The sequence below is a fragment of the Alteromonas infernus genome (assembly GCF_902705815.1).
The window spans coordinates 13,710-30,418 of record NZ_CACSIG010000017.1 but is presented as its reverse complement, the minus strand read 5'-3'; the positions used below and the strand labels follow the sequence as shown (position 1 = coordinate 30,418).

Sequence of the window (16,709 nt, the reverse complement as noted above, 5' to 3'; positions counted from 1 at the left end):
ACAACGCCGATGACAATCATCGGCGTTGTTGTTTAGGGTGTGAGTAATTGCTGTCACATCCACTCTCGATTCGGGCAACGAGGCATTTTCATCGCGCCCCAGCCACAAAAGGGTCTCTGTTAGAGCGGCCATGGTCTACGCGAGACAAGGTTATTCACTTTTTTATTTTCACTATCTATAACCCGATGAAGCAAAGCTGAACTGCTTCGAGTGACGGCAATAGGCGTTCTTAATTCATGACGAGCATGGTTAACAAAATTTCGCTCTCGGTTAAGCGAATTGCGCATTAGGTGTGCCTATAACTTGACGCACGGCGCATCCCTACCTTCTGTTTACTAAAACATGAAAAGAGCGAATGATGCACCGAACGTGTGATTTCAGTTAACTATTGGCAGCTAGTGTCCCAAAAGCAGGGTTAAGACGGGGTTAAGGTGGGAAAAGTAGGCGTAAAGAATACGTAAAGTGCGCTAAAGAAAAGGGCCAGCATAATCGCCGGCCCTTACTTATGAATTTACATGATAAGGATTATCGCTTATTCATCATCTTCTACTAAGGTCATCAATGAGGTGTTGCCACCGGATGCCGTAGTATCGATACTGATGGTTTTCTCAGTCATCAAGCGTTGAATAAGGTTATCGTTATACTCGGCGGTAATAACCGGCAAGATAGCCCCTTCGCGCGATGACAGCATTGCCGTGATACGCGCCGTACGCTCAGTACTTGAGTCAACAACCACACCTGATAAGTCTTCATCCATTAATAGCGTATCTAAATGCGCAAGACGAGCGACTTGGAATAATCCCTTCGGGGCACCCGTTGACTCAAACTTGTTCTGAATTTCTACAGCTTCTTCATAGAAGATTTCAGAGACGACTGACACTACGGGGTTACCGGTAGAAAGCGCAGTGACAATAGACAGCAACCAGTATTCAAACGTTACTTCTTTATCGGCGAAACATACCAGGATACCGCGCGGCTCTAAGTAAAGCTTGTTGGATTCACCCGTTGGGCCAGGCAAAGTCTGAGGCTTGGCCAATTTACGCTCTACACTGGTTAATTGCTGACGGGCCGTTGCCAACGTGCGGTTCAAGTCGTCGGCCAAGTCATCGACAATATCTACCTTGGCAATTTTTGCTAGTAGCTGGCGTACCATTGAGATGCGATCGTTGATAGGCGTGTGACGCCATTGGATTTCAACGGCTTTAGCCTTGTCCATCATTACGTGGGCACGCTCGGCAATTTTCTCATCCCCGATAAGCGCTGCATCGGTACTATCTACATCATCGATATGAGACGGCTTGGGTGTGGCGCGTTCCATCATTAGACGAGGCAGGTAATTTGGACCACCGGCTTTAGGACCAGTACCAGAAAGACCACGCCCACCAAAGGGCTGAACGCCAACAATTGCCCCAATCATGTTGCGGTTGATATAAACGTTGCCCGCACGACTCTTCGCTGCTAACTCGTTAGCACGCTCTTCAATGCGCGAGTGAATCCCCATCGTTAGGCCGTAACCTGTACCATTGATTTGCTCAAGCACGTTATCGAGCTCTTTTGCCTTAAAGCGAACAATATGAACAACCGGTCCAAATACTTCTCGCTCAAGAACATCGATATTTTCAATTTCATAAAGCGTAGGCGCGAAGAACGTACCGTTTTCAAACCCTTTTGGCATTTCACTGCGATAGAGCAACTTACCTTTACCTTCCATATAGTCTTGGTGGTCTGTCAGGCTTTTCAGTGCTTTTTCGTCAATAACCGGGCCGACGTCGGTAGCTAGCTGCGTGGGGTCTCCCACCGTTAGCTCTTTAAGTGCGCCGATTAACATTTCGGTTAGTTCATCGGCAATGTCGTCTTGAACAAACAACACGCGCAGTGCTGAACATCGCTGGCCCGCACTTTGGAACCCAGAATGGATTACATCGTCAACCACCTGCTCTGGCAAGGCCGTTGAGTCTACAATCATACAGTTTTGACCGCCGGTTTCTGCAATAAGCGGTACCTGCTCACCACCTCGCTCTGCCAATACTTGCGAAATTAGCGTACCGGTTTGCGTTGAGCCCGTGAACATGACGGCTTTAATACGCTCATCAGGCAGCAACGTTTCACCGACTTCTTTACCTGGCGATACAATCAGCTTCAATGCATCTTCGGGTAAACCTACCGAGTGCATAATATCGACTGCGCGCTGCGCAACGATACTGGTTTGTTCCGCTGGCTTAGCCACTACCGTGTTACCCGTAACAAGCGCGGCGGCAACTTGTCCCAGGAAAATTGCCAGTGGGAAGTTCCAAGGGCTAATACACAGCACCACACCACGGGGAAGTAAACGCTGATCTTCAGCAAGCTCTTCGGCGCGTACTGCATAATAACGACAAAAATCTACCGCTTCACGGACTTCGTCGATGCTATCTTGCGCTACTTTACCCGCTTCACGCATACAAATAGCAATAAGCTCGGCCATGTGACGCTCGAGCGCATCTGCCGTACGATTAAGAATTTCTGCCCTTTCGCTGACGTCTCGCTTCGACCATGCTTCAAAACCTGCATCTGTGTCGTCTAGCGCCTTACGCATATCGTCTGGCGTAGCGTAGTAATGATAGCCAACAATGTCAGTATGGTCGGTTGGGCTAAGTACAGGTGTTGCCCCTTCCGGCACCTCATCGGTGACTTTGTAGTAATCCTGCCAACGCTCTAGTTCATGCTTAAGTGCAGTAACCGCGTTGGTGTCAGTAAGGTCTAAACCACGTGAGTTATCACGCTCTGGCGCGTATAAACCACGAGGAGTTTTAATAAGCTTATTGTAGCGAACTTTGAGGCGCTGCGTTTTCTCTACTGGGTCTTCAAGTAGTGACTCAACAGGCTTTTCATCATCAACAATAGCGTTTACAAACGACGAGTTCGCTCCATTTTCAAGAAGACGACGAACAAGATAAGCCAATAAGTCTTCATGCTCTCCCACCGGCGCATAAACACGGCACTGAATCTTATCTTCTGTCACGACTTGATCGTAGAGGGTATCGCCCATGCCGTGCAGGCATTGAAATTCAAACCCCTCTTTATCGTCGCCAGCAAGCTCTACGATAACAGAAGCGGTGTAGGCGTTGTGCGTAGCAAACTGCGGATAGATAGTATCGCGGTACTCAAGCAAGCGATTCGCACAGGCGTGATACGACACATCTGTTGACGACTTACGGGTAAATACAGGAAACTCTTCAAGACCCGCCTGCTGGGTAAGCTTAATTTCGGTATCCCAATATGCACCCTTAACTAAGCGCACCATCAATGGTCGGCCCACTTCTAACGTTAGGTCACGTAAATGTTCGATAACGTGAATTGCGCGCTTTTGATAAGCTTGCACCGCCAAACCAAAGCCAGTCCAGCCGTTGAGATCGTCATCGCGGAACACCGCTTCAATAATGTCTAAAGAAAGCTCTAAGCGGTCGGCTTCTTCAGCATCTACTGTTAGGCCGATATCATACTCTTTTGCCATCATACAAAGGGCTTTTAAGCGCGGTGGAATGTCGACCATGGCACGCTCGCGATGAGAGAATTCAAAGCGCGGATGAATAGCAGAAAGCTTAACGGAAATACCCGGAGAGCGTTTCGGACCACGGCCATTTGCCGCTTTACCGATAACCTTGATAGCCTTTACGTATGCGTCATAATAGCGGTCAGCATCACGCATGGTACGCGCGCCTTCACCTAGCATATCGTAAGAGTACACATAACCTTTCGTTTCTTTCTCTTTGGCGCGGTCTACCGCATCCTCGATAGTTTCACCCATGACGAATTGACGGCCCATAACGCGCATTGCAATATTCATTGCTCGGCGAATAACAGGCTCACCTAAACGGCCAATCGTTTGCTTCAATAAGCCAAACTGCTCTTTTTTACGCTTGTCGGCATAATTGACCATGTTGCCAGTGAACAACAGGCCCCATGCTGACGCGTTCACAAACAGAGAGTCAGAATTCCCCAAATGTGGTGTCCACTGCCCTTTTGAAAGTTTGTCTCGGATGAGTTCATCTTGTGTCGCGCGATCTGGTACACGCAGTAAGGCTTCAGCCAAACACATCAACACTACGCCTTCTGCAGTAGATAGCGAGTATTCGTTTAATAACGCATCTACGCCACCGTGGCCTTCTTGTTCACGGCGAATTTGAAGCACCATCTTACGTGCACGTTCCCACGCACGGCTTCGTGCTCGAGGGTTTACCTCGGCAATGGGAAGAATTTGGTCTACAGCCACAGACTCGCTAATGCGATAGTAGTCTCTTATACGCTGGCGTAGCGGTGAAGTAGTATGAAGTGTATCGTTTATGAGCATTGCAACCCTTTCATAGAAATAGCTGTAACAAAAAGCGTTCCCGCCGTGTACTTCTGCTCACGGTTACATGGAAGCGGCCAAAAAAACAAGCAAAGTCGAAACCGTGCTTTAACGTGTCGTTTTTCTTTAAACTTTATACTTTTGAATGAAGATCACGACAGCGCCAAATTTGCGCGGATGTTAGCACACAAAAAAGCCCTGCCAAGCCCCCACACAAAAAGTTTTTCAGATACCGTGTCAAGCTACATATTCACTGCGTTAGATGACATTTATCACGCTGTATATCCCCTTCATTTTTGAACTTAATTTTAAAGACATTAAGTCAACAACAAGATTGCCGATAAAGTTTAAGTGACAAGCTGCTTGGCGCTATAAGCGGCCATGCCAACAATGATTCTTTTTTGCTCAATTTTAAATCAATACAATGAGTAGAAGTGAGAATAACGTCTACACTTACAAAAAACAAAAAATCCAAAAATAGGTTTGTCTTATGTGGTTAAGAAAATTTAGTTTGATTCAACGTTTGGGCATTATAGCTGCTCTTATTACCCTGCTATTTGTCTTGCTTACTGCACTTGTTTTGAACAGGCACTACGAGGCATTAAAACAAAAGTCTTACGATGAAAATCAGCACCTTGTTGAAGTTGTGCATACCTTATTAGGGAGTTTTGCTAAGCGCGAGGATGTAGACGAAGCTACGGCCAAACAGTTAGCACTTGAGGCGGTTAAAGCGCTTAGATACGACGGCAACAACTATTTTTGGATTCAGGATGAAACCCCTTCCATGGTAATGCATCCGATGAAGCCTGCTCTTGATGGCAAAGACCTTAGAACCTTTAAAGATGGTAATGGCAAAGCGTTTTTTATTGAAATGGCGCAAAAAGTAAAAGCTAAAGGAGAAGGCTTTGTCGACTATGTTTGGCCTCTTCCTGGCGAAGAAGCCCCAACCGATAAGATTTCTTATGTAAAAGCATTTAAACCATGGGGGTGGACAGTAGGCTCAGGTATTTACCTTACCAATCTTGAAGAAGAATATGCCCACCTGCGCAATGTTATCGTGGTGTTTTGCGTGGTAAGCGTAGTTTTAGTCATTCTGCTTATCTACGTAATTGGCGGCAGTATCGTTAAGCCGGTTCAGGAAGTCAGTGAGCGCATGAAAGATATTTCCCAAGGTGAGGGCGATCTTACCCGCTCATTACCGGAAACAGGGCAAGATGAAGTGACGCGCTTGGCGCGCTATTTCAACGAGTACACCGAGAAGATGCGTCAATCTTTATTGGGTATTCGGGAAAATATTAATTCCCTTACCCAACAGGCTGAGCTGGTAGAAACTTCCAGTAAAAACAGTAACGCGCAAGCGCAAACGCAAAATGAGAACATGCTTCAAGTTGCCGCAGCGATGGAAGAAATGACCACGCAAATTAACGAGGTAAGCAATAACGCTGACTCTGCTGAAAAAGGCACCAGTAGTGCAAGAAGTAACGTGCAGCACGGTACGTCTGTGGTAGACAGTACAGTTCAAGATATTCGCTCATTAACATCTGATATTGAAAGTGTGAGTAACGTGGTGACCGAGCTTGCCGCACAGACAGACAGTATTGGCGCTGTACTTGACGTTATCCGCGGTATTGCAGAACAAACCAACTTGCTTGCACTTAATGCCGCCATTGAAGCTGCGCGGGCCGGGGAGCAAGGCCGAGGTTTCGCAGTCGTTGCCGATGAAGTGCGAACGCTAGCAAGCAGAACGGGACAAAGTACCGATGAAATACAGGCCATGATTGAGAAACTGCAGAGCAATGCGAAAAATGCCGTGGATGCAGTAAAAGTGAGTCAAGCTGCGTCGTCTAAAACCGTAGATAACGCCATACAAGCAAACCAAAACCTACAAGAAGCCGACCGTCTAATGACAGAAATCGCAGACAAAAGCAGTGAAATAGCAAGAGCGACTGAGCAGCAAGCGGAAGCGGCGACCGAAGCCAACATGAGAATTAATGCGCTGTCAGGTGCAGCGGATAGCAGCCTTCGTACGGCTGATGAGCTAGCAGCGGCTAGCCAAGCGTTGCGCAGTAGCTGTTTAGCCATTATGGAAATAGCTAATCGATTTAAACTGTAAATTCATTGCGAGGCGTCGGTCAAATTAAGCCTGGCGCTTTCGTTACACACCGCTTATCCATTAGCGATGATACCGGCGAATAAGCTCTGGCAATGTCCAGAGCCTTTCGCCTCCCTCCCTATACCGAACGCCTACGTTGTAGGCGTTTTTATTTAACACTAGCCAACGCCGGCACTCACCGTTTGTTTGAAAAGTAAACGCAGTATGGTGATCAATGAAATAAGCCAAAGACGGCCCGCTAATCGCCCTGTATACTTTCTTCGTATGGAAGATTACAGCGGACTGCATTACACTGAACTAATACCAACAGTGGCTGTCTTTCGCATGCTTACGTGTAATTTTTTACCACAATCACACGTAGAGAAGAATGAAGCGCAATAACCGTTAGATGCGTTTAAAATCAAGGAGTTGAAAATGAGTAGTGGTTCAAAGGGTAAGCCTATTTTATTGTGGGTTGTCGGTTTTTTTGTATTGCTGTTTTTGGTGTACGTGCTGTTCGCCAATACCATTATCAAGTCAATCTTAGAGTCAAAACTTGGCGAATCGTATGGCGCTGAAGTTAATATAGATGACTTCGATCATTCCCTTTACCCAACGACGGTGACGCTTAAAGGTATAGCGCTAACCAACCCCACTAAACCTTCTCACAACCAAGTCTTTGTGGGTGAAGCCAACGCAGATGTGGCATTGAAGCCTCTTCTTGACGACCAAGTTATTGTAAATAATCTTAATTTATTAGAAGTTCAGTTCGATACTGAGCGCCCTTCTGAAGGTGAAGTGTATCGTGTACCTGAACGCTCGCTATCATTTAACGAAATTAAAGCTAAAGCTCAAGAAGCGGTTCCAACCGTTGACGAATTGCTTGCTCGTAACCCGTTGAAAACGACGGCTGCTATAGAAAATGCTAAATCTGCATACGAAACTTATGGCAAAGGTCTGAAAGAAGATTATCAATCATTGCCTAACAAAGAGCGCATTGCGTATTACAAAACACAAGTCGCAGAACTTAAAGACACCAATTACAAAGACCCTCAAGCCTTGGTACAGGCAAAGTCAGCATTTGATAAATTAAAAGAAGAAATGCAGGCTGATCGCGCTCTTATCACTGATTTTACAGCCAAAGCAAGCGATGCGAAAGAAGCGCTGAGTAATAGCGTTGAAGCCCTTAAACAGGCACCTCAAGAAGATTATGCGTTACTTAAAGGCGTGATAGCTGGCGATCAAGCCGCTCTTTCACAAGTAACCTATTTTGTTTTTGGTGACAAAGCAGCTGAGTATACAGAGTACCTAATGTCTGCGATGCAGATTGTGATGCCCTTAATTCAAGGGGAAGAAAAAAGTGAAGCCCCAGCTGAAGTACCGTCTATCTTAGTGAGAGAGGCGAACGTTTCTGTGCTATGGCAAAACGAATCGATTACCAGTAAATGGAACAATATCACCAATGTTCACGAAGTCTTTGGTAACCCTACTACATTTACCATTGAAGCCGCAGGCGATGTATTAAAATCGTTCACGTCAAGTGGCGAATTCTGGATTGATGGTGATGGTGTTGATGCTAGCCAAGTATGGGAACTGGCCGGTGTAAATATGTCTGATGTTTCCTTTAGCGGCAACGACACGTTAAACGCAGTGCTTAAGTCGGCCTTAATGAAAACCAACGGTTCAATGAAGGTCACTGATAATCTACTCACTGGTACCGGTGAAGTAGATTTACAGCAGCTTGTTATGGAAGCGACTGGCACCAGCGATATCACTAGCGCAATTGCTCAAGCGCTACAAACGTTGACGAGTTTAAATATGACCATGCTGCTAGATGGCACACTTTCTAACCCAGACTTCAATATCAAATCTGATCTTGATAATAAGTTGGCAAAGGCTGCACTATCTCAGCTTACCGCAAGTCAGCAAGATAAACTTGATGAGCTTAATACAAAGCTAAATAGCATGATAAGTAGCGAGCAGTCGCTATTGTCAGGCGAATTAGTTGATGTAAACAGCATGCTTAGCGCTGCGCAAGGCGACAGTGCCGCGCTGCAAGAGCTTCTTCAAGCCCAGCTAAATAACGTTGTTGAACAGCAAAAAAATAAGCTATTCGACAAATTGAAAGGTAAATTGGGTCAAGGTGAGTAAAGCGCCTTTGACTCGACGCCGCTTCGCGGCATAATAGCCTACACGCAGAGGCCTATTGCCTCTGCTTTTTTCCGCTTAACCACATTGTCAGGTGAATCTGTGTTGCAAGGTAAATGGCTTCCTATTGTGTTGTTAGTACTATTAGGACTACTGCAATACAGACTATGGTTCGGAAAAAATAGCATCCCCGACTACTTTAGCCGAAAGCAGGAAGTGCAGACACAAGCGCTGCAAAACGCTAACCTTGCCCAGCGCAATGCGCTTCTCAAAGCCGATATTAACGATTTAAAAATTGGTTTAGAGGCTATTGAGGAAAGAGCGAGGAACGAACTCGGCCTGATTAAAAAAGGGGAAACTTTCTATCGTATTTTGCCCGCAGACTCTAAGTGAAGAAAATGACATCACCCCGCGTGGTTGCAGTTATCCCCGCAGCCGGAGTTGGTAGCCGTATGCAGGCCGACCGCCCGAAGCAATACCTCTCTCTAAATGGTAAAACCATTCTTGAACACACGATTGATGCGCTACTCAATCACCCACATATTGATGATGTGATCGTTGCGATAAGCCAAGGTGACGAGTACTTTGACCAGTTAGGGCTTAGGCAGAAGCCTATTCGTGTGGTTGATGGTGGCAAAGAACGTGCAGATAGCGTATTGAACGGCATCTTATCGTTGGACGATAATGACTGGGCACTGGTTCACGACGCAGCGCGCCCGTGTGTAGATGATGCCGACATTTCCAACCTGCTGTCACTTATAGGCAGCGAAGACGTTACGGGTGGCATACTAGCGACGCCGGTGAGAGATACGATGAAGCGGGTAAAGCCTTCGTCAAATATAATCTCTCATACCGAAGACAGGGATGGGCTATGGCATGCCCTTACGCCCCAGCTGTTTCCAGCCATGTTGCTCAAACGGGCGCTTCAAGAGGGGTTGGCCCAAGGTGTTAGCATTACTGATGAAGCGTCGGCCATGGAGTTTGCTGGTCACAGTGTAGCCATGGTGAGCGGAAGCCCGGCGAATATAAAAATAACACACCCGGCCGACCTTCCTTTGGCAGAATTTTATCTTAAGCAAAAATTTAGCGCGCTAGGCGATAGCGCAAAAAATTAAAAGGCACAATTATAATGCGAATTGGACACGGTTTTGATGTACACAAATTTGGCGGCGAAGGCCCCATCACCATAGGTGGCGTGAGCATTGATTACGAGCAAGGTTTAGTTGCCCATTCAGATGGCGACGTATTGCTTCACGCACTATGCGATGCAATGTTAGGCGCTGCTGCGCTAGGCGATATTGGTAAACACTTCCCCGATACTGACGATGCCTATGCAGGCGCCGATAGTCGCGTATTGTTGCGCCACGTAGTGAGCGTGGTAGAAGAAAAAGGCTATAAACTTGGCAACGCTGACATGACTATTGTAGCGCAAGCACCTAAGATGGCACCGCACATAACCGCTATGCGTGAGGTTATCGCTAAAGACTGTAACGTGAACCTTGATGCAATAAACGTGAAAGCCACAACCACCGAAAAGCTAGGATACACAGGGCGCAAAGAAGGCATTGCCTCTCACGCCGTCGTACTATTGGAAAAACTATGAAGCCGTTAAATACCGACCATTGGCAGTACTATTACGCAAAGCCCGTATCGACCGGCATCTTTAAATTCCAAGCCGACGACTTTCAAGTAGTCGAAGACTTAGGTTATTCACCATGTGGCGAGGGAGAGCACCAATTTGTATTTGTTGAAAAAACGAATACAAATACCGCGTTTGTCGCAGAGCAGCTTGCGCGCTTTGTTAACCTCCCCCTTCGACAAATTACCTATGCAGGGCGTAAGGATAAATACGCCGTAACCCAACAGTGGTTCGGCATTCACGCCCCGGGAAAGCCAGATTTCGACTTCAGCAACTTTGAACTTGAAGGTGTTAAAGTACTCAAGCAAGTACGCCATAACAAAAAGCTACGAACAGGCCAGCTCAAAGGTAACCACTTCACAATTACGCTTAGGCAAGTACTTCACCCTGAAGCTATTGAAGCGCGTCTTCAGGAAATTGAAAAGCATGGAGTTCCAAATTATTACGGCGAACAACGCTTTGGCGTTATGCGATTAAACGACATGGGCGAAGTGCAGCGCGGCGGTAATTTAGTTATGGCTGAGCGTATGGTGAACGGTGAGTCCATTAGGCACAGAAACAAGCGCTCTATGGCGTTATCGGCTTTGCGCAGCTGGCTGTTTAATGAAATGCTCTCCACTCGCCTTGAGCAAAACAAGTTCGATACTGTTATTGAAGGTGACGCGCTAGTACTGACTGGATCAAACAGTTTTTTCATTAATGGCGGCGCCACCAACACAGACGAACAGCAAGACGCCCAGCGTCGATTTGACGCTAAAGACGTATGCCCATCAGCACCGCTTTGGGGTAAAGGTGCACTTGTGACCCAAGCCAACGCACTAGCGCTAGAACAAGCGGTAGCAGAACAAACAGTGAAGTGATCGACTTTTTAAGCCAGTGCGGTTTCGATCAAGAGCGCCGAGCGATAAAAATTTGGCCATCACAGCTTGAATGGCAGAGTAAGGGTGATACATTTACTATCTCATTTGCACTTCCTAGTGGCTGCTTTGCTACTTCGGTCCTTAGGGAGTGTGTAGAGACCTTGTCTCCCATTAACAGGGTTTAAAAACTATAGAGAGCGTGGCACGCAACAATCCATATCTCGCGTAGCTGTGAATAAGAATAAAGGAAAGTACGCAACATCATGAGAGCTTCTAGAAAAGGAGACGCGTTAGCACAACTGCTTTATAACGAGGGAATACGTTCACAAGCAGTATTAAACGCCATTGCTGGTACGCCCCGGGAAAGTTTTCTACCCGATGCGCTGAAGCACAAAGCTTATCAAAATACAGCGTTACCGATAGGTCAAGGTCAAACGATATCGCAACCTTACATTGTTGCTAAAATGACTGAGTTGCTGCTAGATAGCCCCAATAAGCCGGAAAAAGTACTGGAAATAGGTACGGGTTCTGGCTATCAAACGGCTATTCTTGCGCAGCTTTTTGCCAAGGTGTTCAGCGTCGAGCGAATTAAAACATTGCAGTTTCAGGCTAAGCGTCGTATGAATCAACTTGACCTTCACAATATTGCAATGAAACACGGCGATGGTTGGAAAGGCTGGGCGTCGAAAGGCCCCTACGATGCCATTATCGTAACCGCCGCAGCGGCAAGTTTACCGCAAGATTTGTGCGATCAGCTCAAAGAAGGCGGGCGGCTCATTATTCCCGTAGGTAACGAGCAACAATCGTTATTGTGTATAGACAGGATTGAAGGTGAACTAAAAACATCTACCATTGAATCGGTACGATTTGTTCCCCTTGTAGCAGGAGAGCTAATGTGAAGCTTTTTGAGCCATGTTATGACATGGCATTACGCTGGGCGAGGCATCGCCACGCAACTAAATATTTAGGTGGGTTAAGCTTCTCTGAATCAGTATTCTTCCCCATTCCTCCTGACGTAATGCTAGCGCCAATGGCGCTTTCGCAGCCAGAAAAAGCATGGCGCTTTGCATTTATCACAACGATTGCGTCGATATTCGGCGGTATCGCGGGATACTGGTTGGGCTATTTTGCTTTCGATGCGTGGCTTGCGCCTTTAATTGAACAGTGGGGCTACTCCCATAAAATTGAAACCGCTATGCAATGGTTTAAAGATTATGGCGTGTGGGTGGTTTTCCTTGCGGGGTTCTCGCCTATTCCCTATAAGATATTCACCGTAAGTGCAGGCTTTTTGCAAATGGCGTTTTTACCGTTTGTTTTAGCATCAGCAATAGGTCGAGGCGCTCGCTTCTTCTTAGTTGCAGCGCTAATGAGATGGGGCGGCACAGCCATGGAACAAAAGCTTAGGCAGTATGTAGAAGTTCTCGGTTGGGCCGTAGTTATCCTCGCTGTAATTGCCTATTTAATCTTGCGATGACATGCATAGGCATCGGTTTTATTTAACATTATTCTTATATGTAAGTGTACTTCTGGGAGGCTGTGCAGGGCGAACTGCACCGGCCCCTGTTATTTTATTAAATAGCCAGGTTTCAGACGGCAGCGAAGAATATACAAAGAAAACCTATAAAGTGCAGCGCGGTGATACCCTTTACGCTGTGGCTTGGTATACGGGAAACGACTACCGCGACTTGGCAAAATACAACCAATTATCAGCGCCTTATACTATTTTCCCCGGGCAAATATTAAAGGTTACCCCGCCCGCAAACTTAGCTACAGACCGCATTATATCTAAGCCACAGACCAAAAGGTCAGCAGGTCCGACCTCACCGAATGTAGATAAAAGTTTGGTTGACCGCCCCACGCCACAAGCGTATCGTAAAAGTGAAAAAGTTGTTAAGCCACAAAACGTTAGCAGTGTCAAGAAACCGTCGACAAACGTCAAAAAACGGGTGTTAAATAGTTTTCCAGACAAGGTTCAAAGGTGGATATGGCCTGCAGAAGGTAAGTTAGTCGGTACTTTCAGTAAGTCAGAGTCAGGCAACAAAGGAATTGATATCGCTGGTGCTAAAGGCAGTAAAGTTGTAGCAGCAGCAGATGGAAAAGTTGTTTATTCAGGGAGCGCACTTAGAGGTTACGGTAATCTGGTTATTATTAAACACACAGATACCTTCCTAAGTGCTTATGCCTACAACGATACTATTTTAGTTAAAGAACGAGAGTGGGTGTCAGCGGGGCAGCAAATAGCGACCATGGGTGATAGCGGCACAAATTCGGTCAAACTTCACTTTGAAGTTAGGTATCGAGGGAAATCTTTAGACCCGATGAAATACCTGCCAGTATTAAAATAATAAAAATAAATAACAATAAGAAAGGAAAAAGGAGAAACGTCATAGGGTAAACCTTGTAGCAGGAGATTCACAATGGGTAAGTCAAATAAAGCCTTAGAATCAAAATCTCAAGATGACTTAGAAGTCATCGACATGCCAGCTGATATGAAAGCTGACGAAGCCTTGACCAACGACGCTGAACTAGAAAATGACGACGCCATTTTCAGTCAGGACGACCAACCTAAAAACCTAGATGCAACACAGCTTTATCTAGGCGAGATTGGATTTTCACCACTGCTAACCGCAGAAGAAGAAGTTTATTTTGCGCGCCGCTCACTGAAAGGCTGCGAGGCCTCTCGTAAACGTATGATTGTTAGTAACCTGCGCCTAGTCGTTAAGATTGCACGCCGTTACAATAATCGTGGGTTGGCACTTCTTGATTTAATTGAAGAAGGTAATTTAGGGCTTATTCGCGCTGTCGAAAAGTTCGACCCTGAACGCGGGTTCCGCTTTTCCACATACGCCACGTGGTGGATTCGACAAACCATCGAACGCGCCATCATGAATCAAACGCGTACTATCCGTTTGCCCATTCATGTGGTTAAAGAACTCAATGTTTATTTACGCGCTTCACGTGAACTTTCTCAAAAGTTAGATCATGAGCCTACTGCAGAAGAAATTGCAGCGGCACTAGACAAGCCTGTAGAAGATGTCACAAAGATGCTTCGACTAAACGAACGCATTACCTCTGTTGATACGCCTATTGGCGGAGAAAATGACAAAGCTTTGCTCGACATTATTGCTGATGAAAAAGAGTTCAGCCCTGAAGAGAGCCTTCAAGACTCAGACATCAAAAGTAATATTATTACCTGGCTTGAAGAACTTAACCCTAAACAACGCGAAGTACTCGCACGCCGTTTTGGGCTTATGGGATACGAGCCATCGACGTTGGAAGATGTTGGTGCAGAAATTGGCCTAACACGTGAGCGTGTTCGTCAGATTCAAGTAGAAGCACTACGCCGTCTTCGCGATATGCTGGGCCATCAGGGGCTTTCATTAGAGAATCTGTTCGACCAAATGAAGTAGCGACTGAACGCTTCATAAAAATGAAACTAAAATGCCAGCGTTGCAATACCCGATAGTCTAAGGTATCGCAACGCTGGCATTTTTTATTTTGTGCTGAAAAAAGTTAAGCTAACGACTCGAGTGCATTTAGTGCGCTTGCTAATTTAACGAAGCCAACAACAATAGGCTTATAGCCCTACTATTTATCTCGACTAAGCGTGACAAACGTATAAGCATGTTTTTTTTTTTCATCGGGGTCGTTTTCCTCACGAGATACTTCGCGCCATGTTCCTACGGCTTCATAATCTGGAAACTGAGTGTCTCCGTCTACCGAAAGGTCGATGTAGGTCAAATACAGGGTATCAGCTTTATCTAGGAAAGCCTGATAGATAGTCCCTCCGCCAATGATCATTATTTCGTCGCTATCAACACTTAGTGCTTTCGCCACTTCTAGTGCTGACTCTGGCGAATCAACCACGGTCGCATCAGATAAGCTGTAGTCTGCATTGTTAGTGATAACGATATTTGGCCTGCCAGGCAAAGCGCGCCCTATCGACTGGTACGTCTTACGCCCCATAATTACTGCTTTGCCCAAAGTAATTGCTTTAAAATGTTTAAGGTCAGCTGGCAAATGCCACGGCATGTCATTATCAGCACCAATAATTCGATTTTGGGCCATCGCTGCAATCATTGCTATTTTCATTTTTATACCTTCAAAGCTGCGGTTATTTTAAAGCGGCTGCAGTATATCAAGTTCAGCAAAAAAATGTGTAAAGGTAGATTGTTTCGCTTCCACACAAAAAAAAAGCTCGCAACTATAAAGTGCGAGCTTTTATATTTTCAAAGCGAATTGTTACGCGCTATTAAGCAACATAAGAGGTAACGACTCTGCTGATCGCTTAGCGACGATACTCAACTTCTACGTCGTAGTCGTCTTCATCCCAATCATCATCATCGAGATCATCACCTAAGTCGTCTTCAAACTCATCGTGAGCTTCAAGGGTATTCTTATGGTACGTATCCCACTTGAATTCGACTTCTTTCTTCTCTTCTTCCTGCTCAGTTTCAGCGGGAAGGGTTTCGATGAAGTCCATAACATCGTTACAAAGCGGGTCTAGGTTCATCTTTTGGAACGCTGAGATTTGGTACACCGGCCCTTCCCAACCTAGCGCATCAATAACGTGCTGACAGCGTTCTTCTACTTCTTCTTCAAGCAGTAAGTCAACTTTGTTAAACACTAACCAGCGAGGCTTTTGGGCCAATTTAGGGCTATATTTTTCGAGCTCTTCAATAATCGCCTTGGCATTGTCCGCTGGATCTGTTTCATCGACGGGGAAAATATCGACAACGTGAAGTAATATGCGACAGCGTTCTAAGTGCTTTAAGAAGCGGATACCTAAGCCAGCGCCGTCTGCTGCGCCTTCTATCAAGCCTGGAATGTCAGCGACAACAAAGCTTCGTTGCGCGTCTTGACGTACCACACCTAAGTTAGGCACAAGCGTCGTGAATGGGTAATCAGCCACTTTGGGCTTAGCGGCAGAGACAGAGCGAATGAATGTAGATTTACCCGCATTTGGCATGCCCAGTAAGCCAACATCTGCAAGAAGCATAAGCTCTAGCTTAAGGTTGCGAATTTCACCTGGTGTGCCATTGGTCTTTTGACGAGGTGCGCGGTTAGTACTGCTTTTAAATCGCGCATTACCCAAACCGTGGAAACCACCTTGGGCTACTTTAAGCTTCTGACCGTGGCGTGTAAGGTCGCCCAACACCTCACCCGTATCGCTGTCGGTGGCGCGTGTACCTACCGGAACCATAACCGTAAGGTCTTGACCTTTTTTACCGATACAGTTGCTACCTTGACCATTTTGGCCACGTTCAGCGCGGTGAAAGCGCTCAAAGCGATAATCGATCAATGTATTTAGGTTTTCATCGGCCTGTAAAAATACACTGCCGCCGTCACCACCGTCGCCTCCATCCGGGCCGCCTTTAGGTACGTATTTTTCCCTTCTAAAGCCAATTACACCGTTGCCGCCATCTCCGGCTTCAACGCGAATTTCAGCTTCATCTACAAATTTCATTTATCACTCCGGGCTTCAAAGCCGTGGGTTATTAACTTGTTTACTGCGAATACTAAGTTTACACCAAATCGCGCGTCGGCGCTTTTATGTGTAACCAGAATTCTAAAAATTGAAATGTAAAACCTTACGCAGTATCAACGATACACTAGATTTCAGTGCTACTTAATTATGAA

12 protein-coding genes and 1 pseudogene are annotated in these 16,709 nt (G+C 46.1%); 10 read left to right on the top strand and 3 right to left on the bottom strand.

Going from position 1 to position 16,709, the window contains the following annotated elements; all coding sequences use genetic code 11:
- Positions 1 to 532 precede the first annotated feature (532 nt).
- Positions 533 to 4,330 (bottom strand): bifunctional proline dehydrogenase/L-glutamate gamma-semialdehyde dehydrogenase PutA, encoded by a 3,798-nt coding sequence (gene putA, locus ACX5J7_RS03980; protein ID WP_485165493.1) that lies wholly within the window; start codon positions 4,328 to 4,330, stop codon positions 533 to 535.
- A 490-nt stretch (positions 4,331 to 4,820) separates the two neighbouring features.
- Between putA and ACX5J7_RS03975 the strand changes: the two genes are divergently transcribed.
- The 10 genes and pseudogenes from ACX5J7_RS03975 to rpoS all read left to right on the top strand — a co-directional run bounded on the left by ACX5J7_RS03975 (position 4,821) and on the right by rpoS (position 14,479).
- Positions 4,821 to 6,443, top strand: coding sequence for a methyl-accepting chemotaxis protein (locus tag ACX5J7_RS03975; protein ID WP_278383327.1), 1,623 nt, complete (start codon positions 4,821 to 4,823; stop codon positions 6,441 to 6,443).
- A gap of 414 nt (positions 6,444 to 6,857) precedes the next feature.
- Positions 6,858 to 8,573, top strand: coding sequence for a TIGR03545 family protein (locus ACX5J7_RS03970; protein ID WP_278383326.1), 1,716 nt, complete (start codon positions 6,858 to 6,860; stop codon positions 8,571 to 8,573).
- Between the two features lie 99 nt (positions 8,574 to 8,672).
- Complete coding sequence (ftsB, locus tag ACX5J7_RS03965) at positions 8,673 to 8,963, top strand: cell division protein FtsB (protein WP_012519942.1); 291 nt, start codon at positions 8,673 to 8,675, stop codon at positions 8,961 to 8,963.
- Positions 8,964 to 8,968: 5 nt separating this feature from the next.
- On the top strand, positions 8,969 to 9,685 hold the full coding sequence (gene ispD / locus ACX5J7_RS03960; protein WP_278383325.1) for a 2-C-methyl-D-erythritol 4-phosphate cytidylyltransferase: 717 nt from the start codon (positions 8,969 to 8,971) through the stop codon (positions 9,683 to 9,685).
- Positions 9,686 to 9,699: 14 nt separating this feature from the next.
- Positions 9,700 to 10,173, top strand: coding sequence for a 2-C-methyl-D-erythritol 2,4-cyclodiphosphate synthase (gene ispF, locus ACX5J7_RS03955; protein ID WP_012517178.1), 474 nt, complete (start codon positions 9,700 to 9,702; stop codon positions 10,171 to 10,173).
- Positions 10,170 to 11,254: pseudogene (gene truD / locus ACX5J7_RS03950) on the top strand (tRNA pseudouridine(13) synthase TruD). Before ispF ends, truD begins: the two are co-directional and overlap by 4 nt.
- 78 nt (positions 11,255 to 11,332) lie before the next feature.
- Positions 11,333 to 11,968, top strand: a complete 636-nt coding sequence (locus tag ACX5J7_RS03945) for a protein-L-isoaspartate(D-aspartate) O-methyltransferase (RefSeq protein ID WP_012517176.1) — start codon at positions 11,333 to 11,335, stop codon at positions 11,966 to 11,968.
- Positions 11,965 to 12,543 carry a YqaA family protein gene (locus ACX5J7_RS03940; protein WP_012517175.1) on the top strand — a complete coding sequence of 193 codons (579 nt, stop codon included), beginning with the start codon at positions 11,965 to 11,967 and terminating at the stop codon, positions 12,541 to 12,543. The genes ACX5J7_RS03945 and ACX5J7_RS03940 overlap by 4 nt, the downstream gene beginning before the upstream one ends.
- Position 12,544: 1 nt before the next feature.
- The gene (locus ACX5J7_RS03935; RefSeq protein ID WP_278383324.1) at positions 12,545 to 13,414 is read left to right on the top strand and encodes a peptidoglycan DD-metalloendopeptidase family protein; all 870 of its coding nucleotides are present in this window, start codon (positions 12,545 to 12,547) and stop codon (positions 13,412 to 13,414) included.
- 72 nt (positions 13,415 to 13,486) lie between these two features.
- Positions 13,487 to 14,479 carry an RNA polymerase sigma factor RpoS gene (gene rpoS / locus ACX5J7_RS03930; protein ID WP_012517173.1) on the top strand — a complete coding sequence of 331 codons (993 nt, stop codon included), beginning with the start codon at positions 13,487 to 13,489 and terminating at the stop codon, positions 14,477 to 14,479.
- Between the two features lie 178 nt (positions 14,480 to 14,657).
- Here the strand turns inward: rpoS and folA are convergent, their stop codons facing one another.
- Both folA and cgtA read right to left on the bottom strand, forming a co-directional pair.
- A complete protein-coding gene (gene folA, locus ACX5J7_RS03925) occupies positions 14,658 to 15,161 on the bottom strand; it encodes a type 3 dihydrofolate reductase (RefSeq protein WP_498706183.1) in 504 nt (167 codons plus the stop codon).
- A 196-nt stretch (positions 15,162 to 15,357) separates the two neighbouring features.
- Complete coding sequence (cgtA, locus tag ACX5J7_RS03920) at positions 15,358 to 16,536, bottom strand: Obg family GTPase CgtA (protein WP_015066163.1); 1,179 nt, start codon at positions 16,534 to 16,536, stop codon at positions 15,358 to 15,360.
- Between the last annotated feature and the right edge of the window lie 173 nt (positions 16,537 to 16,709).